The organism is Microbacterium sp. ISL-59 (genome assembly GCF_018613945.1).
In the GTDB taxonomy this organism is placed as follows: Bacteria; Actinomycetota; Actinomycetes; order Actinomycetales; family Microbacteriaceae; genus Microbacterium; species Microbacterium oxydans_B.
Map to the genome: position 1 here is coordinate 280,156 of NZ_JAGGPG010000001.1, position 21,153 is coordinate 301,308.

25 protein-coding genes are annotated in these 21,153 nt (G+C 66.8%); 9 read left to right on the top strand and 16 right to left on the bottom strand.

Annotated elements, in window-relative coordinates; genetic code table 11:
- Positions 1-11 precede the first annotated feature (11 nt).
- From J7E45_RS01380 to J7E45_RS01395, 4 genes are all read right to left on the bottom strand, one after another.
- On the bottom strand, positions 12-671 hold the full coding sequence (locus tag J7E45_RS01380) for a ribonuclease HII (protein WP_215066631.1): 660 nt from the start codon (positions 669-671) through the stop codon (positions 12-14).
- Positions 668-1,390, bottom strand: coding sequence for a signal peptidase I (lepB, locus tag J7E45_RS01385; protein WP_091036107.1), 723 nt, complete (start codon positions 1,388-1,390; stop codon positions 668-670). Before lepB ends, J7E45_RS01380 begins: the two co-directional genes overlap by 4 nt.
- A 118-nt stretch (positions 1,391-1,508) precedes the next feature.
- Complete coding sequence (gene rplS / locus J7E45_RS01390; protein ID WP_091037582.1) at positions 1,509-1,856, bottom strand: 50S ribosomal protein L19; 348 nt, start codon at positions 1,854-1,856, stop codon at positions 1,509-1,511.
- A gap of 169 nt (positions 1,857-2,025) precedes the next feature.
- Positions 2,026-2,514 (bottom strand): MFS transporter permease, encoded by a 489-nt coding sequence (locus J7E45_RS01395; protein WP_215066632.1) that lies wholly within the window; start codon positions 2,512-2,514, stop codon positions 2,026-2,028.
- A 109-nt stretch (positions 2,515-2,623) separates the two neighbouring features.
- Between J7E45_RS01395 and map the strand changes: the two genes are divergently transcribed.
- Positions 2,624-3,406, top strand: coding sequence for a type I methionyl aminopeptidase (map, locus tag J7E45_RS01400; protein ID WP_215066633.1), 783 nt, complete (start codon positions 2,624-2,626; stop codon positions 3,404-3,406).
- Between the two features lie 46 nt (positions 3,407-3,452).
- A complete protein-coding gene (locus J7E45_RS01405; RefSeq protein ID WP_251053342.1) occupies positions 3,453-4,046 on the top strand; it encodes a histidine phosphatase family protein in 594 nt (197 codons plus the stop codon).
- A gap of 25 nt (positions 4,047-4,071) precedes the next feature.
- On the opposite strand, the gene trmD is transcribed toward J7E45_RS01405, so the two are convergent.
- Genes trmD through rpsP form a run of 4 tightly spaced genes read right to left on the bottom strand, consistent with a single transcriptional unit; the run spans position 4,072 to position 6,086 of the window.
- Positions 4,072-4,794 (bottom strand): tRNA (guanosine(37)-N1)-methyltransferase TrmD, encoded by a 723-nt coding sequence (gene trmD, locus J7E45_RS01410; RefSeq protein WP_215066634.1) that lies wholly within the window; start codon positions 4,792-4,794, stop codon positions 4,072-4,074.
- A gap of 19 nt (positions 4,795-4,813) precedes the next feature.
- A complete protein-coding gene (gene rimM / locus J7E45_RS01415) occupies positions 4,814-5,431 on the bottom strand; it encodes a ribosome maturation factor RimM (protein WP_091036099.1) in 618 nt (205 codons plus the stop codon).
- A complete protein-coding gene (locus J7E45_RS01420) occupies positions 5,415-5,645 on the bottom strand; it encodes an RNA-binding protein (RefSeq protein WP_017830729.1) in 231 nt (76 codons plus the stop codon). The genes rimM and J7E45_RS01420 overlap by 17 nt, the downstream gene beginning before the upstream one ends.
- A gap of 6 nt (positions 5,646-5,651) precedes the next feature.
- The gene (gene rpsP, locus J7E45_RS01425; protein WP_215066637.1) at positions 5,652-6,086 is read right to left on the bottom strand and encodes a 30S ribosomal protein S16; all 435 of its coding nucleotides are present in this window, start codon (positions 6,084-6,086) and stop codon (positions 5,652-5,654) included.
- Positions 6,087-6,296: 210 nt separating this feature from the next.
- On the opposite strand from rpsP, the gene J7E45_RS01430 reads away from it, so the two are divergent.
- Positions 6,297-7,448, top strand: a complete 1,152-nt coding sequence (locus J7E45_RS01430; RefSeq protein WP_167633422.1) for a glutamate--cysteine ligase — start codon at positions 6,297-6,299, stop codon at positions 7,446-7,448.
- Between the two features lie 24 nt (positions 7,449-7,472).
- On the opposite strand, the gene J7E45_RS01435 is transcribed toward J7E45_RS01430, so the two are convergent.
- Positions 7,473-8,444: a sugar-binding transcriptional regulator gene (locus J7E45_RS01435; protein ID WP_029263513.1), complete on the bottom strand. Its 972-nt coding sequence runs from the start codon at positions 8,442-8,444 to the stop codon at positions 7,473-7,475.
- A gap of 103 nt (positions 8,445-8,547) precedes the next feature.
- On the opposite strand from J7E45_RS01435, the gene J7E45_RS01440 reads away from it, so the two are divergent.
- The 3 genes from J7E45_RS01440 to glpK all read left to right on the top strand — a co-directional run bounded on the left by J7E45_RS01440 (position 8,548) and on the right by glpK (position 12,657).
- On the top strand, positions 8,548-10,257 hold the full coding sequence (locus J7E45_RS01440) for a glycerol-3-phosphate dehydrogenase/oxidase (RefSeq protein WP_215066639.1): 1,710 nt from the start codon (positions 8,548-8,550) through the stop codon (positions 10,255-10,257).
- Positions 10,258-10,348: 91 nt separating this feature from the next.
- Complete coding sequence (locus J7E45_RS01445; protein WP_091036087.1) at positions 10,349-11,104, top strand: MIP/aquaporin family protein; 756 nt, start codon at positions 10,349-10,351, stop codon at positions 11,102-11,104.
- A gap of 38 nt (positions 11,105-11,142) precedes the next feature.
- Entirely contained in the window at positions 11,143-12,657 is a 1,515-nt protein-coding gene (glpK, locus tag J7E45_RS01450) for a glycerol kinase GlpK (RefSeq protein WP_091036084.1), read from the top strand.
- A 7-nt stretch (positions 12,658-12,664) separates the two neighbouring features.
- On the opposite strand, the gene J7E45_RS01455 is transcribed toward glpK, so the two are convergent.
- Positions 12,665-13,591 carry a LysR substrate-binding domain-containing protein gene (locus J7E45_RS01455; RefSeq protein WP_091036082.1) on the bottom strand — a complete coding sequence of 309 codons (927 nt, stop codon included), beginning with the start codon at positions 13,589-13,591 and terminating at the stop codon, positions 12,665-12,667.
- 78 nt (positions 13,592-13,669) lie between these two features.
- Between J7E45_RS01455 and J7E45_RS01460 the strand changes: the two genes are divergently transcribed.
- On the top strand, positions 13,670-14,584 hold the full coding sequence (locus tag J7E45_RS01460; protein WP_167633420.1) for an EamA family transporter: 915 nt from the start codon (positions 13,670-13,672) through the stop codon (positions 14,582-14,584).
- 7 nt (positions 14,585-14,591) lie between these two features.
- Here the strand turns inward: J7E45_RS01460 and ffh are convergent, their stop codons facing one another.
- The 4 genes from ffh to J7E45_RS01480 form a co-directional block, all read right to left on the bottom strand.
- Positions 14,592-16,151: a signal recognition particle protein gene (gene ffh / locus J7E45_RS01465; protein WP_091036078.1), complete on the bottom strand. Its 1,560-nt coding sequence runs from the start codon at positions 16,149-16,151 to the stop codon at positions 14,592-14,594.
- Between the two features lie 13 nt (positions 16,152-16,164).
- Positions 16,165-16,671, bottom strand: coding sequence for an RNA polymerase sigma factor (locus tag J7E45_RS01470; protein ID WP_091036075.1), 507 nt, complete (start codon positions 16,669-16,671; stop codon positions 16,165-16,167).
- Between the two features lie 167 nt (positions 16,672-16,838).
- Positions 16,839-17,300, bottom strand: a complete 462-nt coding sequence (locus tag J7E45_RS01475) for a hypothetical protein (protein ID WP_215066641.1) — start codon at positions 17,298-17,300, stop codon at positions 16,839-16,841.
- A gap of 65 nt (positions 17,301-17,365) precedes the next feature.
- Positions 17,366-17,953 carry a TetR/AcrR family transcriptional regulator gene (locus J7E45_RS01480; RefSeq protein ID WP_215066643.1) on the bottom strand — a complete coding sequence of 196 codons (588 nt, stop codon included), beginning with the start codon at positions 17,951-17,953 and terminating at the stop codon, positions 17,366-17,368.
- Positions 17,954-18,048: 95 nt separating this feature from the next.
- Between J7E45_RS01480 and lipB the strand changes: the two genes are divergently transcribed.
- Both lipB and lipA read left to right on the top strand, forming a co-directional pair.
- Positions 18,049-18,702 carry a lipoyl(octanoyl) transferase LipB gene (gene lipB / locus J7E45_RS01485; RefSeq protein WP_215066645.1) on the top strand — a complete coding sequence of 218 codons (654 nt, stop codon included), beginning with the start codon at positions 18,049-18,051 and terminating at the stop codon, positions 18,700-18,702.
- Positions 18,699-19,688, top strand: a complete 990-nt coding sequence (lipA, locus tag J7E45_RS01490; RefSeq protein ID WP_091036062.1) for a lipoyl synthase — start codon at positions 18,699-18,701, stop codon at positions 19,686-19,688. Before lipB ends, lipA begins: the two co-directional genes overlap by 4 nt.
- 36 nt (positions 19,689-19,724) lie before the next feature.
- Here lipA and J7E45_RS01495 read toward each other — a convergent pair whose 3' ends face one another.
- Both J7E45_RS01495 and ftsY read right to left on the bottom strand, forming a co-directional pair.
- Positions 19,725-20,225: a DUF2004 domain-containing protein gene (locus tag J7E45_RS01495; RefSeq protein WP_029263525.1), complete on the bottom strand. Its 501-nt coding sequence runs from the start codon at positions 20,223-20,225 to the stop codon at positions 19,725-19,727.
- A gap of 44 nt (positions 20,226-20,269) precedes the next feature.
- Entirely contained in the window at positions 20,270-21,142 is an 873-nt protein-coding gene (gene ftsY / locus J7E45_RS01500) for a signal recognition particle-docking protein FtsY (protein WP_091036058.1), read from the bottom strand.
- Positions 21,143-21,153: the final 11 nt, after the last annotated feature.

Consider the following 21,153-nt stretch of genomic DNA (forward strand, 5'->3'; position numbering starts at 1 on the left):
GCAGGTCTGTATCAGAACAGGGTGGGGGCGTCGGTGATGGCCCACGATGCACGGTGGAATGGAGAAAGTCCGTTGCTCCGGATGGCATCGCGGTGTTCGGGGCTCGCGTAGCCCTTGTTGCGGTTCCACTGATATGCAGGATGGCTGTCGTGGAGTTCGGCCATGTACGCGTCGCGGGCGACCTTCGCGATCACGGAGGCTGCAGACACGGAGGCGCAGTCGCGGTCGGCCTTGATGACGGGTCTCACGCGCAACGGCGACGAATGCACTCGTGAGACGTAGTCGTGGTTCCCGTCGAGCAGAATGAGCGCCTCGTCCATCACAGCCCCCTGGGCGGCGATCGCCGTCACAGCGCGCGATGCGGCGAGCCCGAGGGCACGCATGATGCCGACCTGGTCGACTTCCTCGGCACTCGCCCAGCCGACGGCGGAGGCCTGCACCCACGCCGCGGCGCGTGCCGCGACGTCGGGACGACGCTTCTCCGTCACGAGCTTGGAGTCACGCAGACCTTCCGGCACTCGTCGTCGCGCGCCTGCAGCATCCATCATCGCCGCGCCGACGGCGACGGGGCCGGCAAGTGCTCCTCGGCCCACCTCATCGAGCGCGATGATCACGCCGCACTCCCCCAGGAGTTTGCGTTCCAGGGTCAGCTTGGGGGTGATCACGGTCATTCGGCGTCCGGAACTCCGTTGAACGTGTCGTGATGCCCATCGATGGGACCCAACCGATCGAGCGGCCACGTCGTCAGGAAGGCCTTTCCGACGATGTTCTCCATGGGGACGAATCCGCCGCTGGGGAGGTCCTGATGTGCGCGCGCGTCACGCGAACGATCGCGGTTGTCGCCCAGCAGCCAGACCGAGTCCTCGGGAACGACGACGTCGAACGGCTCGTTCGAGGCAGCGGTGTCGCCCTCGGGGAGATTCAGGTAGCTGAGTTCGTCGATCGGGGCCCCGTTGATAGTGATCTGGCCGAGGGCGTTGCAGCACACGACATGATCGCCGGGCAACCCGATCACGCGCTTCACGAGGTGATCCTGCGCGTCCGTCGCGGAGATACCCACGAAGTTCAGCACCCAATCGACCGCCTGCACGAGCGGGGGTTGGGCGGGGGTCTGCGGCTGCGGGTCGAGCCAGCCGCCCGGATCTTTGAAGACGACCACGTCGCCGCGCTCATAGTCGGTCCACCGAGGGGTGAGCTCATCGACGAGGATCCGATCCTTCACCAGAAGCGTTCGCTCCATCGACGCCGACGGGATGTAGAAAGACCTCACGACGAAGCTCTTGACAACGAAGGACACGAGGGCGGCGATCACGATGATCACCAGCACGTCACGAAGGAAGACCAGGAAACCGCGTCGTCTGGAAGTGCGCGCGGCCGGCGAATCAGTCATCAGGTTCCTTCTCAAGTCATACACCGCTCTGGCGCGACCAGATATAGGTTCGCACACCGGGGACAGAACACAGCACCCCAGGACATCGTGTCCTGGGGTGCTGTGGAGAACCTGCGACTCAGCGGTCGCGCTTCTCCTTGATCTTCGCCTTCTTGCCACGGAGCTGGCGGAGGTAGTAGAGCTTGGCGCGACGCACGTCACCGCGGGTGACGACCTCGATGTGGTCGATCACCGGGGAGTGCACCGGGAAGGTACGCTCGACGCCCACCTGGAAGCTGATCTTGCGGACCGTGAAGGTCTCGCGCACGCTGTCGCCCTGACGGCCGATGACGACGCCCTGGAAGACCTGGATACGAGAGCGGGTGCCCTCGGTGATGTTGACGTGAACCTTGACGGTGTCACCGGGGAAGAAGTCCGGGATGTCCGAACGAAGGGAAGCCGCGTCGACGGCGTCGAGGATCTGCATGATCATCTCTCTCTGCACCCGCCACAGGTCGCATGCATGTTTTCAAAGGAACAAGAAGGGAGTGAGCTGTACGGAACGGTGAACGTCCGCGGGCTCCCCTGTGGCAGAGCCGGTCACAGCACAAACACCCATTCTGCCATGGATGCCGCGACCGGCCAAAACGATGGCCTCAGTCGCGACCGTCGGTCTCCCGCACCACGATGATCTCGTGTGCTCGTGTCGGAGGAGCCGGTTCGTCGACGGTCGGGATCGTGGACCAGGTGATGGTCTCGCGCAGTCGAGTCCCGCTCCCCTTCGCCTCGTTCCACAGCTGCCACAGCTGCAACCAGATCAGGGCGATGCCGGCGACGATCGCGCCGGTCAGCAACCACGGGAAAGCCCCGTCGATGAAGAAGCCGACGGCGATGGTGAGCCCGTTCCAGATCGTGAAACCGGCGACGTCCCACCACGACAGGGCCCGCTCGATGCGAACGGACGGGCGCGAGCGCGTCAGGAGCGTGAGAACGAGCTGCCCGACGAAGACGGACGGCATCGCGATGAGCAGCACCCAGAGGATGGACCAGCCGCCCTGGAAGACCCCCCAGCCGATCAGCAGCCAGAGCGGCAGGAGGAACGCCGCCGGGAGGAGCCAGCGGAAGAAGGCCTGTCGCAACCACATGCTCAGATCGTACGACGACGCCCGCCCCAGTGGCCCGGTGTTCGCTGAGAGCGGTCGGAGAACCGGCCGCGCCGGATCAGGGAGAATGGAGACGACGAGAGGAAACCCGATGATCGAACTGCGCACCCCTGCCGAGATCGATGAGATGCGCGCCGCAGGACGATTCGTGGCCGAGACGCTGGCGACCCTGCGTGACGAGACGAAGGTCGGGACAAATCTCCTCTCGATCGATCGCCGCGCACATGACATGATCCGCAAGGCCGGGGCAGAGTCCTGCTACATCGACTATCACCCCTCGTTCGGAGCGAGTCCGTTCGGCAAGGTGATCTGCACCTCCGTCAACGACGCCGTGCTGCACGGTCTCCCCCATGACTACACACTGCGTGACGGCGACCTCGTGACCCTCGACTTCGCGGTATCGGTCGACGGCTGGGTCGCCGACTCGGCGGTGTCGTTCGTGGTCGGCGCGGCTCGTGAAGAAGATCTTCGACTCATCGACACCACCGAACGCGCCTTGACCGCCGCGATCGACTCCGCGACGGTCGGAAACCGCATCGGCGACATCTCTGCGGCGGTCGCCGCCGTCGCGCACGGCGAGGGCTACTCGATCAACACCGACTTCGGCGGGCACGGGGTGGGACGCACGATGCACGGCGACCCGCACGTCCCGAACGACGGGCGCGCCGGCCGAGGCTTTCCCCTGAGAGCCGGCTTGGTCCTCGCACTCGAGCCCTGGCTTCTCGCGACGACCGATGAGCTGGTCACCGATCCGGACGGATGGACTCTGCGCAGCGCTGACGGTTCCCGTGGCGCCCACTCGGAGCACACCATCGCGATCACCGAAGACGGGCCCATCATCCTGACCGACCGGTCCTTCCTCGGCGTGGACTGACCGGCACCAGGAGCCGAAACGCGAGGGCGTATGCCATCCTGAGTCCATGATTCCGCAGGACCGCCACGTGCCGGAGCGTCTCCTCCTCGCTCGGCATGGGCAGACCGTGTGGAACATCGAACACCGCTTGCAGGGCCAGCTCGACTCTCCCCTCACCGACGAAGGCATCGCCCAAGCCCATGCGATCGCCGACCGCCTCGGTGGCGCCGGCGTGCTCACGGTGTGCTCCAGCCCACTCGGCAGAGCGATGCAGACCGCCGTGGTCATCGCCGACCGGCTCGGAGCCGAGGTGATCGAGGTGCCGGAACTCGCCGATCTCGATCACGGCACGCTGGCGGGCATGACCTGGGACGAGATCGACGCGGCGTATCCGACGGCCAGAGAGGAGCGCGCCGCCAATCGCTACGGGTGGGCATTCCCCGGCGGTGAGAGCTATGCGCAGGCCAGGTCGCGAGCGCGAAAGGCCCTCAGCAGCTGCGGATGGGCTTCCGAGGGGACGCCGCTGCTCGTGAGCCACGAGATGATCGGCCGGATGCTGCGTGCGCAGCTACGAGGACTCGATGCGTCGAACGCCCTCGGCCTGAGACACCCGCACGGCGTGGTCTTCGAGATCGATGGCCGGTCAGAGCGCATGCTCTGACATCGCGGTCCGGCGTCGATCTCGGTCAGGGCTGCGAGATCTCGTCGTCCTGGAGGAGATCAGGGCGGCGCTTCCTGGTGCGCTCGAACTGCTGCTCGCGGCGCCAGGCGGCGATCGCCCCGTGGTTGCCGCTCAGCAGGATGTCCGGGACCGACCGCTCGCGCCACGAAGCGGGCTTCGTGTACGACGGGTACTCCAGGAGACCGTCCTCATGCGACTCCTCGACAAGACTCTCCGGGTTGCCGACGACACCGGGGATGAGCCTCCCGATCGCCTCGATCATCGCCATCGTGGCGACCTCGCCCCCGTTGAGGACGTAGTCCCCGAGGCTGATGAGGCGCACCTCGCCGAGGTCGGCGGCGTACTCGAAGACGCGTTCATCGATGCCCTCGTAACGCCCGCAGCCGAAGACGAGGTGCTCGCGGGTCGCCAGCGACCGTGCGGTCTTCTGCGTGAAGACCTCGCCTGCGGGCGAAGGGAAGATGATGGTCGGCCGCTCGGCATCCGCCGCCGTTTCCGAACGAGCGGTGACCTCATCGAGAGCGAGTCCCCACGGCTCCGGCTTCATCACCATGCCGGCGCCACCACCGTAGGGGGTGTCGTCGACCGTGTTGTGACGATCGGACGTCCAGGCACGGAGGTCGTGCACGCGAAGGTCGATGATGCCGGCGTGCTGCGCCTTCCCGAGGAGGGAGAGTGTCAGACCGTCGAAGTAGGACGGGAAGATGGAGAGGACGTCGATGCGCACGGGGGAACCGTATCAGCGGTCACTCAGAGGCTTCGGCGTCCGCGCCCGACGGCTGCTCGGCGTCCCCGGCGTCGGGGAGGTCCTCGAAGAGTCCGGGCGGCGGCGTCACGATCAGACGACCGGCCGCGACGTCGACGGTGGGGACGATGGCGGCCACGAAGGGCACCATCACCTCGGTGTCGGCGGACTTCACGATGAGCAGATCCTGCGCCGGGAAGTGCTCGACACGGATGACCCGGCCGACGACCGCATCATCGCGAACGACGTCGAGCCCCACGAGCTGGTGATCGAACCAGGCGTCGTCCTCGACCTCATCGACGTCCTGATCGATCCAGAGGATCGCCTTGACGAGACTCTCGGCGGCTTCTCGATCATCGACATCTTCGAAGAAGACGACCGGATTCCCGTTCATCAAGCGGTATTCGCGAACGGTGATGTCCTTGCCGTGCCACGGCGATGCCTCGGGCACCTGCACCGTGAAACCGGCACCGGGGGTGAAACGACCAGCCGGATTGTCGGTGTACAGCTCGAGCTTGAGCCCGCCTTTGAGGCCGTGCGCCTTCACGAGGCGCCCGACGCGCAGCTGATTCTTGCCCTGGTTACGGTCCTTCGGCACCACGTCAGTCGTCCGCGACATCGACGCGGACCCGACGCCCGTCAGCGAGCGCGCTGACGAGGGTGCGAAGGGCCTTGGCTGTGCGGCCGCCGCGCCCGATCACGCGTCCACGGTCATCGGGGTGCACGCGCACCTCGAGGAGATCGCCTCGCGGCGATGTGGATTCATTGATACGGACATCCTCCGGGTGATCGACGATCCCCTTGACGATGTGTTCGAGCGCGGCGGCGAGCACGGCGGATTACTCTGCGTCGGCGGCGGGAGCCTGAGCGGCTTCCGCGTCGGCCGCGGCGGGAGCCTCCTCAGCGGGGACCTCCACCTTCTTCTCGACCTTGGGCTTGACGACGGACTTCTTGGATGCGTCGATCTCGAAGGGAGCCTTGGGCTCCTTCACCTTGAGGGTGGACTTCGCGTCGGCGTCGCCCTTGAACTTGCCCCAGTCGCCCGTGATCTTGAGGATGGCGGCGACCTGCTCGGTCGGCTGTGCGCCGACGGAGAGCCAGTACTGCGCACGCTCGGAGTCGACCTCGATGAACGAGGGCTCCTCGGTGGGGTGGTACTTGCCGATCTCCTCGATCACGCGACCATCGCGCTTGGTCTTCGAGTCGGCGACGACGATGCGGTAGTACGGCGCACGGATCTTGCCCAGGCGCTTGAGACGAATCTTGACAGCCACGATTCTCCTGAATTGTGTGGAAGGAAACGAACTGATCGCCTGGAGAGTGGGGTGCACACCCGGCGGAAGCTCAAATGAGTGTGGACACCTGCTGGATAGAGGGTCGAGCAGGTCGTCCGACCCTCTATTCTGCCAGATCCTCGCGCCCGGCGCGAAACGTGGCGAAACGGCCGTTGTCGTGTCGTGTCGCCCGCATGTCAGACTGTGCGGGTGAAGCTCGAGTTCGCCTCTTCCGCCCGATCCACCGTCGGCCTCGAATGGGAGATCATGCTCGCGGACCCCGTGAGCGGTGACCTCGTCGGACGCGCCCCGGAACTGCTCGCGGCGCTCGAAGCCGAGAGCGAGGGTGAGCGCCATACCGTCACAGGTGAGCTGCTCACGAACACGATCGAAGTCACGAGCGGGATCGGCGATTCCGTCGCGCACGCCGTCGACGACATCGCGAACGCCATCACCGCCGTGCGCACCGCGACCGACCCGGCGGGCATCGAACTGCTGTCGGCCGGCAGCCACCCGTTCGCGCAGTGGTTCGATCAGGAGGTCACCGACAAGTCGCGGTATCACACCCTGATCGAGCGCACTCAGTGGTGGGGTCGCAACATGATGATCTGGGGAATCCACGTGCACATCGGCGTGGAGGACCAGCGCAAGGTCTTCCCCATCATCAACGCGCTCTCGGCATACCTCCCCCATCTGCAGGCGCTGTCGGCGTCGAGTCCGTTCTGGGCGGGTGAGCGCACCGGCTACGCCTCGAACCGCGCCCTGGTGTTCCAACAGCTGCCGACGGCCGGACTCCCCTGGCCGCTACGCGACTGGGCACAATACGAGTCGTATCTCGACGACATGGTCCGCACCGGCGTGATGGCGGACGCCACGGAGGTGCGCTGGGACATCCGTCCCGCTCCGCGATGGGGAACCATCGAGGTGCGAGCCTGCGACGGCCTGTCGACGCTGCCGGAGCTCGCGTCGGTCGCGGCGCTCGTTCAGGTGCTCGTCGAGCACTTCTCCCGTCAGCTCGACGAAGGACGGACCCTTCCCGAGCTCCCTGCGTGGTTCCACCGGGAGAACAAATGGCGCGCGGCGCGGTACGGACTCGACGCACGCGTCATCGTCGATGCCGCCGGAACGCAGCGTCCCGTGCGTGAACACCTCGCCGAAGTCCTGGAAGAGCTCGCACCCGTGGCCGTGGAGCTCGGCTGCGTCCGGGAGTTCGGCAACAACGCCGTCACTCTCGAGAACGGGGCCAGTTACGAGCGTCAGCTCGTGATCGCGAATGCCACCGCCGGAGATCTCACCGCCGTCGTGCAGCACCTCATCCGCGAGTTCCGCTCCGGACCCGAGGCGTCGACAGAAGGCGCGTAGCCACGACCTCTGTCGGCGGTCGACTCAGTCCTCGACGAGACGCCGGGCGAGTCCTTCATCCAGGACGACGTCGGTGATGAGCCCTGCGGAGAGGGCGGCCCGGAGGCTGACCAGCTTCGGGACGCCCGACACGACGCATATCCGACGAGGAACGCGGCGCAGGCGGTCGAGTCCCGGTCCGGTCGCCCGGGCGTTCACGCGGATATCCCGCCAGGATCCGTCGGATCGGAAGAACACCGTGGCGACGTCGCCGATCGCGTGGTCCTCGCGCAGGCTGCGGTAGTCGTCGCGTCCGAGATATCCGCCGACGTACACGCGACTCGGAACCTCAGCAGCCGGAGACCCCAGGCTGAAGACCGCGACGTCCATCTTCGCCTGCAGATCGAGCACTCGGCGGGTGCTGCGCTCGCGCCACATCGCCTCACGGGTGGCGGGATCGTCGAAGAACGCGGGCACGGGGAACTGCTGCACCTGCGCACCGAAGGCGCTGCCGAACCGCTGCAGGATGTCGCTGGAGTACTCCACGCCTGTGGTCTGGGTGTTGCCGGCCCCGTTGAGCTGGACGAAGGTCGTGTTGTGCGTCTCCTTCTGCGTGAGGCCGCGGCTCACCGCACTGATCGTCGATCCCCAGGCCACACCGATGATCATGTTGGAGTCGACGAACTGGGACAGCAGGCGGCCGGCCGTGAGCGCGACGCGCTCGAGACGTTCCACCTCGCTGAGGATCTCGGGCATGGGAACAACGTGTGCGGCCACGCGGTGCCGGTCGCGGATGCGCTGTTCGAGCATGCCGAGCCGCTCCAGCGGCGAGTTGATGCGGATGTCGACGAGGCCGCTCTCCCGCGCGAAGCTCAAGAGGCGTGAGACCGAGGAGCGGGAGGTACCGAGCTCCTGCGCGATCACCTCCATCGTCTTGTCCTGCATGTAGTAGAGCTGCGCGGCCGTGAGCGCCGCGATCAGCTTGCTATCGCGGGTTTCCGCGCTCTGACCGGCCATCGTGACCTCCTCACCCTCGATCCTTGCACATATGTGCAGTGGGCTTGCGCGGGATGCCACACAGGTCGATGCTGGTTGGCAAGTAAGGAAGAGAGGGTCGACGATGATCGATTCCACACACTCGTCAGCGGAGCGCGCAGAGGTTCGCGCCGTCCGCGAATCCGGACGCACCAAGGTGCTCGTCATCGGTGGCGGGATCAACGGCATCTCCACGTTCCGCGACCTGGCGCTCCAAGGTGTCGATGTCGTGCTCGTCGAGCGCGGCGACTTCGCATCGGGCGCATCCGCAGCATCGAGCCACATGATCCACGGCGGGATCCGCTATCTCGAGAACGGCGAATTCCGGCTCGTGCGCGAGTCCGTCGAGGAGCGCAACGGACTGCTCAAGATCGCCCCTCACTACGTGAAGCCGCTGCAGACGACCATCCCGATCTACTCCACCTTCTCCGGCATCCTGTCCGCTCCCCTCCGATTCCTGACGCACAAGAGCGGCAAGCCCCAGGAACGCGGCGCGTTCCTGATCAAGGTCGGCCTGACGATCTACGACACGTTCTCGCGTGACGGCGGAATGGTGCCCCGACACCGCTTCCTCGGTCGGAAGAAGTCGCTCGCCGAACTGCCGTCGCTCGACCCGAACATCAAGTACACGGCGACCTACTACGACGCGTCGATGCACGACCCCGAGCGTCTCGCGCTCGACGTGCTCCAGGACGGTCGCGCAGCACACCCCGAAGCACACGCGCTCAACTACGTCGAGGCGATCGCGCGCGAGGGCGATGAGGTGGTCCTCCGCGATCGCGAGAGCGGCACCGACTTCCGCGTTCACGCCGATGTCGTGGTCAACGCGTCCGGCCCCTGGACGGACCTCACGAACGATGCGCTCGGCGAGGACACCCGGTTCATGGGCGGAACCAAGGGCTCGCACATCGTGCTCGACCACCCCGAACTGCTGGAGGCGACGCAGGGCAGGGAGATCTTCTTCGAGCATTCCGACGGCCGCATCGTTCTCATCTACCCGCTCAAGGGGCGAGTGCTCGTCGGCACCACCGACATCGACGCCGACCCGCGCGAGGTCCCGGTGTGCACCGAGGAAGAGGTCGACTACTTCTTCGAACTGATCCACCACGTCTTCCCGACGATTCCGGTCGCCCGCGATCAGATCGTCTACAAGTTCTCCGGAATCCGACCGCTGCCGCGCCACGAGGACACCGCCCCCGGATTCGTCTCCCGTGACTACCGCATCGAGGTCGACGAGAAGGGCGCCGTTCCCCTCGTCAGCCTCGTCGGCGGCAAGTGGACGACGTTCCGTGCGCTCGGCGAATCGCTCTCCGACGTCGTGCTGGGCCTGATCGATCGCACCAGGACCGTCTCCACCGCAGGACGGGCAATCGGTGGCGGCCGAGAATTCCCGCGCACCGAGAAGGCACGCCGCATCTGGGTCCAGGAGAACCTGCCCGGTGCCGGAGCACGTGCCGACCAGCTGCTCGCGCGTTATGGAACCCGCGCAGCCGATGTGTGGGCGTATGTCGAGCAGGGACCGGATTCTCCCCTCGCGGGCGGCGACCTCTCCACGCGGGAACTCGAGTGGATGGTGCAGAACGAGATGGTGGCGCGCCTCGAGGACATCGTGCTCCGCCGCACCAGCATCGCCTTCATCGGGAACGCGAACGCCGAGGTGCTCGATGAGATCGCCGACGCGCTCGCTCCGATGCTCGGCTGGGACCGCGCGCGCCACGACGCCGAACTCGACCAGACCCGCCAATTGCTGAACGAACGACACGGACTCGATATCCGCTCCCGCACCCGCGGCTGACAGGACTTCGGACTGCCGCCCTCCTCGCGGTGCAACCCCATAAAGTGTCGGGGCAGAGGGGCCTCGACACACAAGAAAGGTCAAAGAAGACATGGCTGATGTGAATCTCGGTCTCTACTTCCTCTCGGAGTTGGTCGGTACAGCGATGCTGGTCCTCCTCGGTTGTGGTGTGGTCGCCAACGTGGCCCTTGCGAAGAACAAGGGCTTCGGCGGCGGCTTCCTGATGGTCAACTGGGGATGGGGCCTCGCGGTCTTCGCCGGTGTGCTCGTCTCCGCGTACTCCGGTGCGATCCTCAACCCCGCAGTCGGCATCGGCCTCATGGTCGCCGGCAAGATCAGCGTCGTGATGTTCCTCACCGCCACGGCGGCGGAACTCGTCGGCGCCATCCTCGGTGCGATCGTCGTCTGGCTCGCCTACAAGCAGCACTTCGATGAGGAGCCGGAGGCCGCCAACAAGCTCGGCGTCTTCTCGACCGGCCCCGCCATCCGCTCGTACGGGTGGAACCTCGTCACCGAGATCATCGGCACCTTCGTGCTCGTGTTCGGCATCTTCGCGTTCGCCGACTACGGCGACATCGAGGTCGGCGTGCCTGGAGGCCTCGGGCCGCTCACCGCGCTGCCGGTGGCGCTGCTCGTGGTCGGAATCGGCGCGTCGCTCGGTGGTCCGACCGGCTACGCGATCAACCCCGCCCGTGACCTCGGTCCGCGCATCGCTCACGCGATCCTGCCGATCAAGGGCAAGGGCGCCAGCGACTGGTCCTACTCGTGGGTACCCGTCGTCGGGCCCCTCATCGGTGGTGTGATCGCCGCCCTCGCCGCACCCGTGCTGCTCGGCCTCGCCGGCTGACGCACATCCCATCGCACTGAATTCAAAGGAGAGCACAAGTGGCTGACTACATCATCGCCATCGACCAGGGAACGACGTCGAGCCGCGCGATCATCTTCGACAAGAAGGGCAGCATCGTCGCGACCGGACAGAAGGAGCACGAACAGATCCTCCCGAAGGCCGGTTGGGTCGAGCACGACGCCGCCGAGATCTGGCGCAACGTGCAGGAGGTCATCGGGCTGGCCCTCGGCCGCGCCGACCTGACGCGTCACGACATCGCGGCAGTCGGCATCACGAACCAGCGCGAGACCGCCGTCGTGTGGGACAAGAAGACCGGGAAGCCGGCCTACAACGCGATCGTCTGGCAGGACACCCGCACGCAGGACATCGTCGACCGCCTGGCGGCTGACGGCGGCGTCGAGCGGTTCAAGCCGGTCGTCGGCCTCCCGTTGGCGACGTACTTCTCCGGCACCAAGATCGCCTGGATCCTCGAGAACGTCGAGGGTGCGCGCGAGAAGGCGGAGGCGGGCGACCTGATCTTCGGCACCACCGACAGCTGGGTCCTCTGGAACCTCACCGGTGGAGCCGATGGCGGCGTGCACGTCACGGATGTCACGAATGCCTCCCGCACGATGTTCATGGACCTCGAGACGCTCGAGTGGCGCGACGACATCCTCGAGGCGTTCGGCGTGCCGCGCTCGATGATGCCGGAGATCCGCTCCTCGTCCGAGGTTTACGGCACCGCCGAGAGCTCGTCGCTGCTGCGCGAGACGCCGATCGCCGGCATCCTGGGCGACCAGCAGGCGGCGACGTTCGGGCAGGCCGCGTTCCAGACCGGCGAGAGCAAGAACACCTACGGAACGGGTTGCTTCCTGATCTTCAACACGGGCGAGGAGATCGTCCACTCGAAGAACGGGCTGCTCACCACTGTGGGTTACAAGCTCGGCGACGGACCGACGCATTACGCGCTGGAGGGCTCCATCGCCGTCACCGGGTCCCTCATCCAGTGGCTGCGTGACCAGCTCGGCATCATCTCCTCGGCCCCCGAGGTCGAGAAGCTGGCCGAGCAGGTCGAGGACAACGGCGGCGTGTACATCGTCCCGGCGTTCTCGGGTCTGTTCGCGCCGTACTGGCGCTCGGACGCCCGTGGCGCGATCGTGGGCCTCACCCGCTACGCGAACAAGAACCACATCGCGCGCGCCGCGCTGGAGGCCGTGGCCTTCCAGACCCGCGACGTGCTGGATGCGGTCAACGCGGACGCTGGTGTGGACCTGACCGAGCTCAAGGTCGATGGTGGCATGGTCGCGAACGACGCGCTCATGCAGTTCCAGGCCGATGTGCTCGGCGTTCCGGTCGTGCGTCCGGTGGTCGCCGAGACCACCGCACTCGGCGCGGCATACGCGGCTGGTCTCGCCGTCGGATTCTGGAACGGCCTGGACGACCTATCCGCGAACTGGCAGGAGGACAAGCGCTGGGAGCCCTCGATGGAGGACGCGGAGCGTGACCGTCAGCTGCGCCTCTGGCGCAAGGCCGTCACGAAGTCGATGGACTGGGTCGACGAAGACGTGAAGTGATCTGACGTCACAGGGAAGCGGGCCCGGAGTTCTCCTCCGGGCCCGTTTTCGCGCCCGCGGGGACGACGTCATCGATGACGGCGAGGAAGGCCCTCGCCACGTTCCGCGGTGCCGCGAGATCCCATGCCAGGTGCTCGACGCGTACGGGACCGTCGCGGACCTCGGCGGTCGCGACATCCGCCGCAGAGCGTTCGATCGTCCCCGGCGCGAGCAGAGTCACCGCCAGGCCGGCTGCGACCAGACCGAGGAGGAGGGTGGCGGAGTCCGCCTCGAAGGCGACATCCCGCGACAGTTCTGCGGAGGCGAAGGCGGCATCACTCTGTGCGCGCCCCGAGGTGCCCGCCGGAAAGTCAGCGAACGTCGCACCGGCGAGGTCGTGCAGTGTCACCACACCGGTCTCGGACAGCTCGTGCCCACGAGGGAGCGCTGCCACCAGCCGGTCCCGCGACAGGACGCGCGAAGCCACACCCAGCGGCTGAGTCCCTTCGCGGAGACCGAGAAGGGCGACATCGAGGTCGCCGCGACGCAGGCGGGTAATCAGCACGTCGCTGTTCCCCACCTGCAGCTCGACTCGCGCGAGCGGATGCGCGGCGCGGTACGCGACGAGCACCGCGGGGATGTCGACGGCGGTCACCGTCGGGATGACGCCGATCCGGAGCGTGCCGGTCACCACCCCCACCGCCGCGGCTGCTCCCTCCCGCGCCTGCTCCGCCGCCCGGAGCGCGGTCCGTGCATGTCCGAGGAACGCCTCCCCCGCCTCGCTCAGTCGGACGCTGCGGCTCGACCTCACGAAGAGGCGCTGACCGAGTTCGCGCTCGAGAGCGGCGATCTGATGGCTCAACGCCGATTGCGTGACGAAGCAGCGTTCGGCGGCCCGAGTGAAGCTGGAGGTCTCCGCTACCTCGACGACGTATCGGAGCTGCTGGAGTTCCATTCGTTCATGATGACACTTCATGGATAACGTGACAAACATGCGTTGGACTCATGTCAGCGCGGGGAGCACGCTGGAACCATGAACCGCCTGACGCTCGTGCTGCTGACCGCACTCGCCCCCATCGCCTGGGGAACGACGTACCTCGTCACCACCGAGCTGCTTCCGCCGGGCCATCCACTCTTCGCCGGCCTGCTTCGCGCCCTCCCGGCCGGGCTGCTAGCCGTGCTCATCAGCCGACGACTGCCCCACGGGTCGTGGTGGTGGAAGTCCTTCGTGCTCGGCGCGCTCAACATCGGCGCCTTCTTCCCCCTCCTGTTCCTGGCGGCCGAGCGGCTTCCCGGCGGAGTCGCCGCTGCTGTTGCGGGAGCTCAACCGCTCATCGTGCTGATACTCGGCGCCCTCGTCCTGCAGGAGAGGATCAGACCCCTCACCGCAGCGGCGGCAGTCATCGGAGCCGGCGGCGTGGCGCTCGTCGTCCTGGGGCCGGCCGCGGAACTCGACTTCTGGGGTGTGCTGGCTGCGGTCGGAGGCGTCACCGCCACCGGAGCGGGGATGATCCTCACCAAACGCTGGGGACGGCCTGACCGAGTCGGTCCCGTCGCGTACGCCGGATGGCAGCTGTCGGCGGGAGGCCTGCTGCTCCTCCCGCTCACACTCGCGGTCGAAGGCGTACCCGCCGAGATCGACGGGGGTGCCGCGCTCGGCTACCTGTGGCTCGGCACCGCCGGCGGCATCGTCGCGTACACGCTGTGGTTCCGCGGCATCCAGCAGCTCCCGGTGATCGCGCCGGGCCTACTCGCACTGCTCTCCCCCATCGTCGCGACGATCCTGGGTGTGCTGGTCGCGGGTGAGCGCTTCACGGTTGTCCAGGCGATCGGCCTGACCCTCACGATCGGCGCGCTCATCCTCGGACAGATCGTCGCCCGGCCGCCGGCCGCAGACGCCAGGCGATCGCGGCAGACGTCATCCGTCGCCCTGGCCGCTCCGCGCTAAGCGCGGTTCAGCCCTTGCCGAACAGCTTCTGGATCTCGGCGAGTTCGGCTTCGCTCGGCGCCTGGCCGGCTCCGCCACCGAGGCCGAAGCCCGAACCGGTCGGCGTCGAGGTCGCGGTGATTCCGGCGTTCTCCGCCGCGCGCTTCGCTGGGTTGCCCGAACGCGAGCCACCCGAGGACTTCGCCTTCTTGCCACGCTTCGAGGATGCGCCGGGCCGCCCCATGCCGGGCACCGCTCCCATTCCGGGAATGTTGGGCGTGCCACCGCGGGCCACGGTCTTCATCATCTTCGCCGCCTGCTCGAAACGCTGCACCAGCTGGTTCACGTCAGTGACGGTCATGCCGGAACCGCGCGCAATGCGCAGACGCCGCGAACCGTTGAGGACCTTGGGGTTGCGACGCTCCCCCGGGGTCATCGAGCGGATGATGGCCTCGGTGCGGTCGATCTCACGCTCGTCGAAGTCTTCGAGCTGCTGCTTCATCTGCCCCATGCCCGGAAGCATCCCGAGCATCTTCTTCATCGAGCCCATCTTCTTCATCTGCTGAAGCTGCTCGAGGAAGTCTTCGAGGGTGAATGCCTCGGTGGCGAGCTTCTCGGCCATCTTCATGGCCTCGTCCTCGTCGAAGGCCTGCTGAGCCTGCTCGATGAGCGTCAGGATGTCGCCGAGGTCGAGGATGCGGCTCGCCATGCGGTCGGGGTGGAACGGCTCGAGGTCTTCGAGGCGCTCGCCTGTCGAGGCGAAGATGATGGGGCGGCCGGTGACCGAGGCCACCGACAGCGCCGCACCACCGCGGGCGTCGCCGTCGAGCTTGGAGAGGACGACGCCGGTGAAGTCCACGCCCTCTTGGAAGGCCTTCGCCGTGTTCACCGCATCTTGACCGATCATCGCGTCGATGACGAACAGGACCTCATCGGGGTCCACGGCCTTGCGGATGTCGGCGGCCTGCTTCATGAGCTCGGCATCGACGCCGAGTCGGCCCGCCGTGTCGATGATCACGACGTCGTGCTGCTGACGACGCGCGTACTCGACACCCTCGCGCGAGACCTTCACGGGATCGCCGACACCGTTGCCGGGCTCGGGCGCGTAGACTGCGGCACCTGCCTGCTCGGCCACCACCTGCAGCTGGTTGACGGCGTTCGGGCGCTGGAGGTCGGCGGCCACCAGGAGAGGCGTGTGGCCCTCCCCCTCGAGCTGCTTCGCGAGCTTGCCCGCGAAGGTCGTCTTACCGGAACCCTGCAGGCCCGCGAGCATGATGACGGTCGGTGCGGTCTTCGCGAACTGCAGGCGCCGCTGCTCGCCGCCGAGGATCTGCACCAGTTCCTCGTTGACGATCTGGACGACCTGCTGCGCGGGGTTCAGCGCCTTGTTGACCTCGTCACCGAGGGCGCGTTCGCGCACCTTCGCGGTGAACTCCTTGACGACGACGAGTGCGACGTCGGCGTCGAGCAGTGCGCGACGGATCTCGCGCACTGTGCCGTCGACATCGGCAGCAGTGAGCTTTCCCTTCGTGCGCAGATTGCGGAAGGTCTCGGTGAGTCGATCGGAGAGCGTGCCAAAGGTAGCCATGGTGCTGTCGATTCTACGCGAGTGGAGCCTCCACGCTCAGCGCGGCACGGAGGTCGGCCTTCGCCCTCTGGTAGCGCCCCCGCACCGTCGACGCGGGAACCCCCAGCAGTTCTGCCGCGTCGGTCAGGGAGAAACCGTCCCAGTGCACCAGGCGGACGAGTTCGGCGAGGTCCGGGTCGAGACGCGAGATCGCATCGCGTACCTCTGCGCCCGCGTCGGCAGGGGCCGTCGAAAGCTCCTGCGAGACGTGAGAACGAATGCGGTCCGCCAGCGCCCAGCGCCGCCGCTCCCCGCGCGAATGATTGAGCAGCGTTCCGCGTGCAACGCCGAACAACCACATCCGTGCACACTCGGAATCCTCAGGCAGTCGACGAACACGGCGCCACGCGACGACCATGGTCTCGCTCAGGAGATCTGCAGCGTCGTCGGGGCCGACTCGTCGCGAGAGGTACGCGAGTAGATCCGACGCGTTCGCCTCAAAGGCCGCGAGGAGCAACGCATCCTCCGGGTGACGGGTCACGATGCACCCCCCTCGCCGCCCCAGTCCTCCCCTTCGCAGTGGAGCTGGCTGTGCGAATCAGTGCCTGCCAGGTCACCGCGACCGGTGTCTATCCCGTTGGCCTTCAGCTCCTCGTACAGCGCCATGGAGAGGGCCTGATCGTGCGCTCGCCACGCGTTCAAGTCAGGCTACCGCGGATCCGTGGCTGTCTCCTCCGACGCAGCCAGGTCAGCCTCGACGGCGGCGAGCTGCTCCGCCACATACGGTTCCGCGGCCGCTTCGACATCCGTGTTCGCGAACCAGTCGTCGATGATCCGGTTGACCTGGAGCTGGGTGACCGGGTTGTGGGTATCCCAACCGCTGTAGCGGATCTCGCATTCTCCCCAGGTGGGCGACGTGTACGTGTAGCTTCGGTCGGGATCCTCCAGCCCTGACCCCCAGAGCCAGTCTGACGACGCGGTCGCGATGCCCGCACCGCCGACGAGCAGGAGGCCCAGCGCTCCACTCAGCACCGCTGCTCGGCGGCCCCTCCGCCGCGGCCTCGCGACGGTTCTCGCTTCGGCGAGCATCGCACGCGTGTCGACGGACCGGATCGTCGCGGGCGGCGGTGCCGACGCATCCAGCAGCTCGTCCAACTGGTCTCGAATCATGAGTTCCTCCTCAGGGGTGGGTTCACTCATGACCTGTCCGGTTCACGACGTTTCGTCCGCGGCGATCATTCTTTCCAGGGGAGGTCGTTGATCACGCCGAGCGCCTCGTGCAACACGGCCTCCGGCGTTCCTCGCCCCGCCCCCTGCTCAGCCCAGACGCGCAGCGCCGAAAGCACGGCAGCGGCGTAGGCCGCTCCGACGATGTCGGCACGAATGACGTCGATACCGGCACTCCGCGCTGCGACAGCAACAGCATCGGAAAGCCGTGCCAGACGGAGGCCCGTGTCCCTCACGAGCTCATCCTGCAATCCCATTGCCGCGGCGTTGCGGAGCGCGAGGGCGAGCGGATCCGGTTCGAAACCGTGCACGACGAGCAGCAGGATCCGGCGCACCGTCTCTCCGGATGCCCCGCTCGCCAGGCCGCTGAGCGACCGGATCGCTTCGCCGATGCGCTCGTCCATGCCCGACCACAGCACGTCGCTCTTCGATGTGAAGTAGTTGAAGAAGCTCGATCTGCTCACTCCGGCTCGCTGGGTGATGTCCGCGACCGACGTCGCGTCGTACCCACGCTCCAGGAAGAGCTCGCACGCCGCCTCCGCGAGAGTCTCTCGCGAAGACGCCTTCGGGCGTCCTGCTCTGCCGGTGGAACTCATGCCCTCACGCTACCGCGACGCGAAGCGCCGGCACCGGGCAACCGCAGAAGGAGTATTGTTGCCCTCAGTCCAATTAACTTGAGAAGGAGAGCGTGATGCTCGAGATCCTCACTCCGGGGTTCGCTCCGACGCCTGTGTCGTACATCGAAGGGTGGGAGCTGCAGAGACGTGTCCATGCCGACGTGGTCGCGGGCCTCCGCCCTGACACGCTGATCCTCCTCGAACACGAGGCCGTCTACACGGCGGGCAAGCGCACCGAGCCGCACGAGCGTCCGCAAGACGGCACCCCGGTGATCGATGTGGACCGAGGGGGCAAGATCACCTGGCACGGCCCGGGGCAGCTGGTGGGGTATCCGATCGTGCGGCTGATCGAGCCCATCGACGTCGTCGCGCATGTGCGTCGGCTGGAGCGCCTCCTCATCGAAGTCCTGAAACCGTTCGGGATCGAGGGCTATCAGGTCGACGGTCGAAGCGGAGTGTGGGTGCGGCGCCCGCTCTCCGAGGACAAGGTCGCGGCGATCGGCGTGCGGGTGCAGCAGGGGGTGACGATGCACGGCTTCGCGATCAACTGCGACAACACACTCGCCGGATTCCGCGACATCGTCCCGTGCGGCATCACAGACGCCGGCGTCACGACCGCGAGCGAGGTCGTCGGCGCCGCCGTCTCCCCGCTCGATCTCGTCGATGCGGTGACCCAGGCCTTCGTCACCGAATACGGTCGCACCGAACTGACAGGAGTCCCCGCATGACCGCCGCCCCCGATGGCCGCAAGCTCCTCCGTCTCGAGATCCGGAACGCGGAGACCCCGATCGAGCGCAAGCCGGAGTGGATCAAGACCAAGGCGAAGATGGGCCCGGAGTACACCGCCCTCCATTCCCTCGTCAAGAGCGAGGACCTGCACACGGTGTGCCAGGAGGCGGGCTGTCCGAACATCTACGAGTGCTGGGAGGATCGCGAGGCGACGTTCCTCATCGGCGGCTCCCAGTGCACCCGTCGATGCGACTTCTGCCAGATCGACACGGGAAAGCCCGATGCGTACGACACCGACGAGCCCCGGCGCGTCGCCGAGAGCGTGGCACGGATGAACCTGCGCTACGCCACGGTGACGAGCGTGGCTCGCGACGATCTGCCCGACACCGGCGCGTGGCTCAACGCGGAGACCGTGCGGAAGATCCATGAGCTCAACCCGAACACGGGGGTCGAGCTCCTCGCGAACGAACACAACGCCGACCCCGCTTTCCTGGGCCAGATCTTCGACGCCCGCCCCGAGGTGTTCGCCCACAACGTGGAGACGGTCCCCCGCATCTTCAAGCGCATCCGTCCCGCGTTCCGCTACGAGCGCTCACTGAACGTTCTCACCCAGGCGCGCGACGCCGGACTGATCACGAAGTCGAACCTGATCCTCGGCATGGGAGAGGAGCCGGAAGAGGTCGTCCAGGCGCTGAACGATCTGCACGATGCCGGATGCGACATCATCACGATCACGCAGTACCTACGCCCCACACCTCGTCATCTGCCCGTTGCGCGATGGGTGAAGCCGGCGGAATTCGTCGAGTTCAAGGAAGAGGCGGAGCGGATCGGCTTCCTCGGTGTACTGGCAGGTCCTCTGGTGCGGTCGTCGTACCGTGCGGGGCGCCTGTGGGCCCAGTCGATGGTGTCCAAGGGACGCGAGATCCCCGACCACCTGTCGCACATCGCCGAGAGCGCCGACCTCGGGTTCGCTCAGGCCGTCTGATCGACCGCCGTCCCGGGTGCATCCCGGGGCGGTGGCTCAGTCGGCGCTCATCACCGACTGCACGGTGCCGTCCGAGCCGAGGTTCACGAGGAGGACGTCGTCGGATGAGCTGTCGTCCAGGGCGTACTCGAGGACGGCGAAGGGCTCTGAGCCGCCGTGCTCGTCGGCGAGGATGGTCATGCTCATCAGGCGCAGCGAGCGGATGATGTCCACGGCCGCATCCCCTGACACGTCCACGAGGACCTCGGGGAGATCGTCGCCGTAGGCCTCCTGCTGCTGGAGGATGTACTCGGTCACCTCGCTGGTGCGGTCATCGACCTCGGCGAGCATGCCCCGGCGGGCGGTGTCGTCGACGTTCTCGAGTCCGGCGATGAGACCCGCTGCGATGTCCAGCGCGTCCGCGGACACGTCGTCCTGATCCGGAGCAGTCAGATCCACGGTGACGCTCTGGTCACCGAGCTCGACGGTCTCCGACCAGAAGATCGAGCCGTCGGGGCCCGAGGACAGGAGTCCGAAGTAGTCGTGTTCGATCGCCATAACGCTATGAAACCAGCCTCGTGCTCACTGCGGTAGTCCCGTCATCAACCGACCAACGACTGGACGAACACATGGGGGGTGAATCCGGTGAGATCGTCGATCCCCTCGCCCTGCCCGAGCAGCTTCACGGGGATGCCGGTGCGCTCTTGCACCGCAAGCACGAACCCGCCCTTCGCGGAACCGTCGAGCTTGGTCAGGACGAGCCCCGTGACGCCCGCGTGCTCCAGGAACGCCTCGGCCTGCATCACGCCGTTCTGGCCCGTCGTGGCATCGAGGACCAGCAGCACCTCGCTGATGGGCGCCTGCTTCTCGATGACACGGCGCACCTTGGTGAGCTCATCCATGAGCCCGCCCTTGGTGTGCAGGCGGCCGGCGGTGTCGATGATCGCGATCTCGATACCTTCGCGCTTGGCGTACTCGACGGTCTGGAAGGCGACGGATGCAGGATCCTGGCCCTCCTGCTGCGGACGGACGATCGCCGCTCCCCCGCGCTGCGCCCAGGTCGCGAGCTGATCGACTGCCGCTGCGCGGAACGTGTCGGCTGCACCGACGACGACACTGCGCTGATAGCCGCGGAGGAACTTGGTGAACTTGCCGATGGTGGTCGTCTTGCCAACGCCGTTCACGCCGACGACCAGCACGACGGCCGGACGCTCGGTGAGCTTGAGCGTCGTGTCGAACTTCGCGAAGTGCTCTTCGAGGGTCTCGCGCAGCATGCGCTGGAGGTCACGAGGATCGGTCGTACGGTACCTGTCGACCTTGGCCCGCAGCTCCTCGACGACGCGCTCGCTGATGTCGGGCCCGAAGTCAGCTGTGATCAGCGCCGTCTCGAGGTCCTCCCACGTCGTCTCATCGATGGTGGGCTTGACGAACATGCCGCGCAGTGCGCGACCGAGAGACCAGGACTTCTCCGCCATTCCTCCAGCCT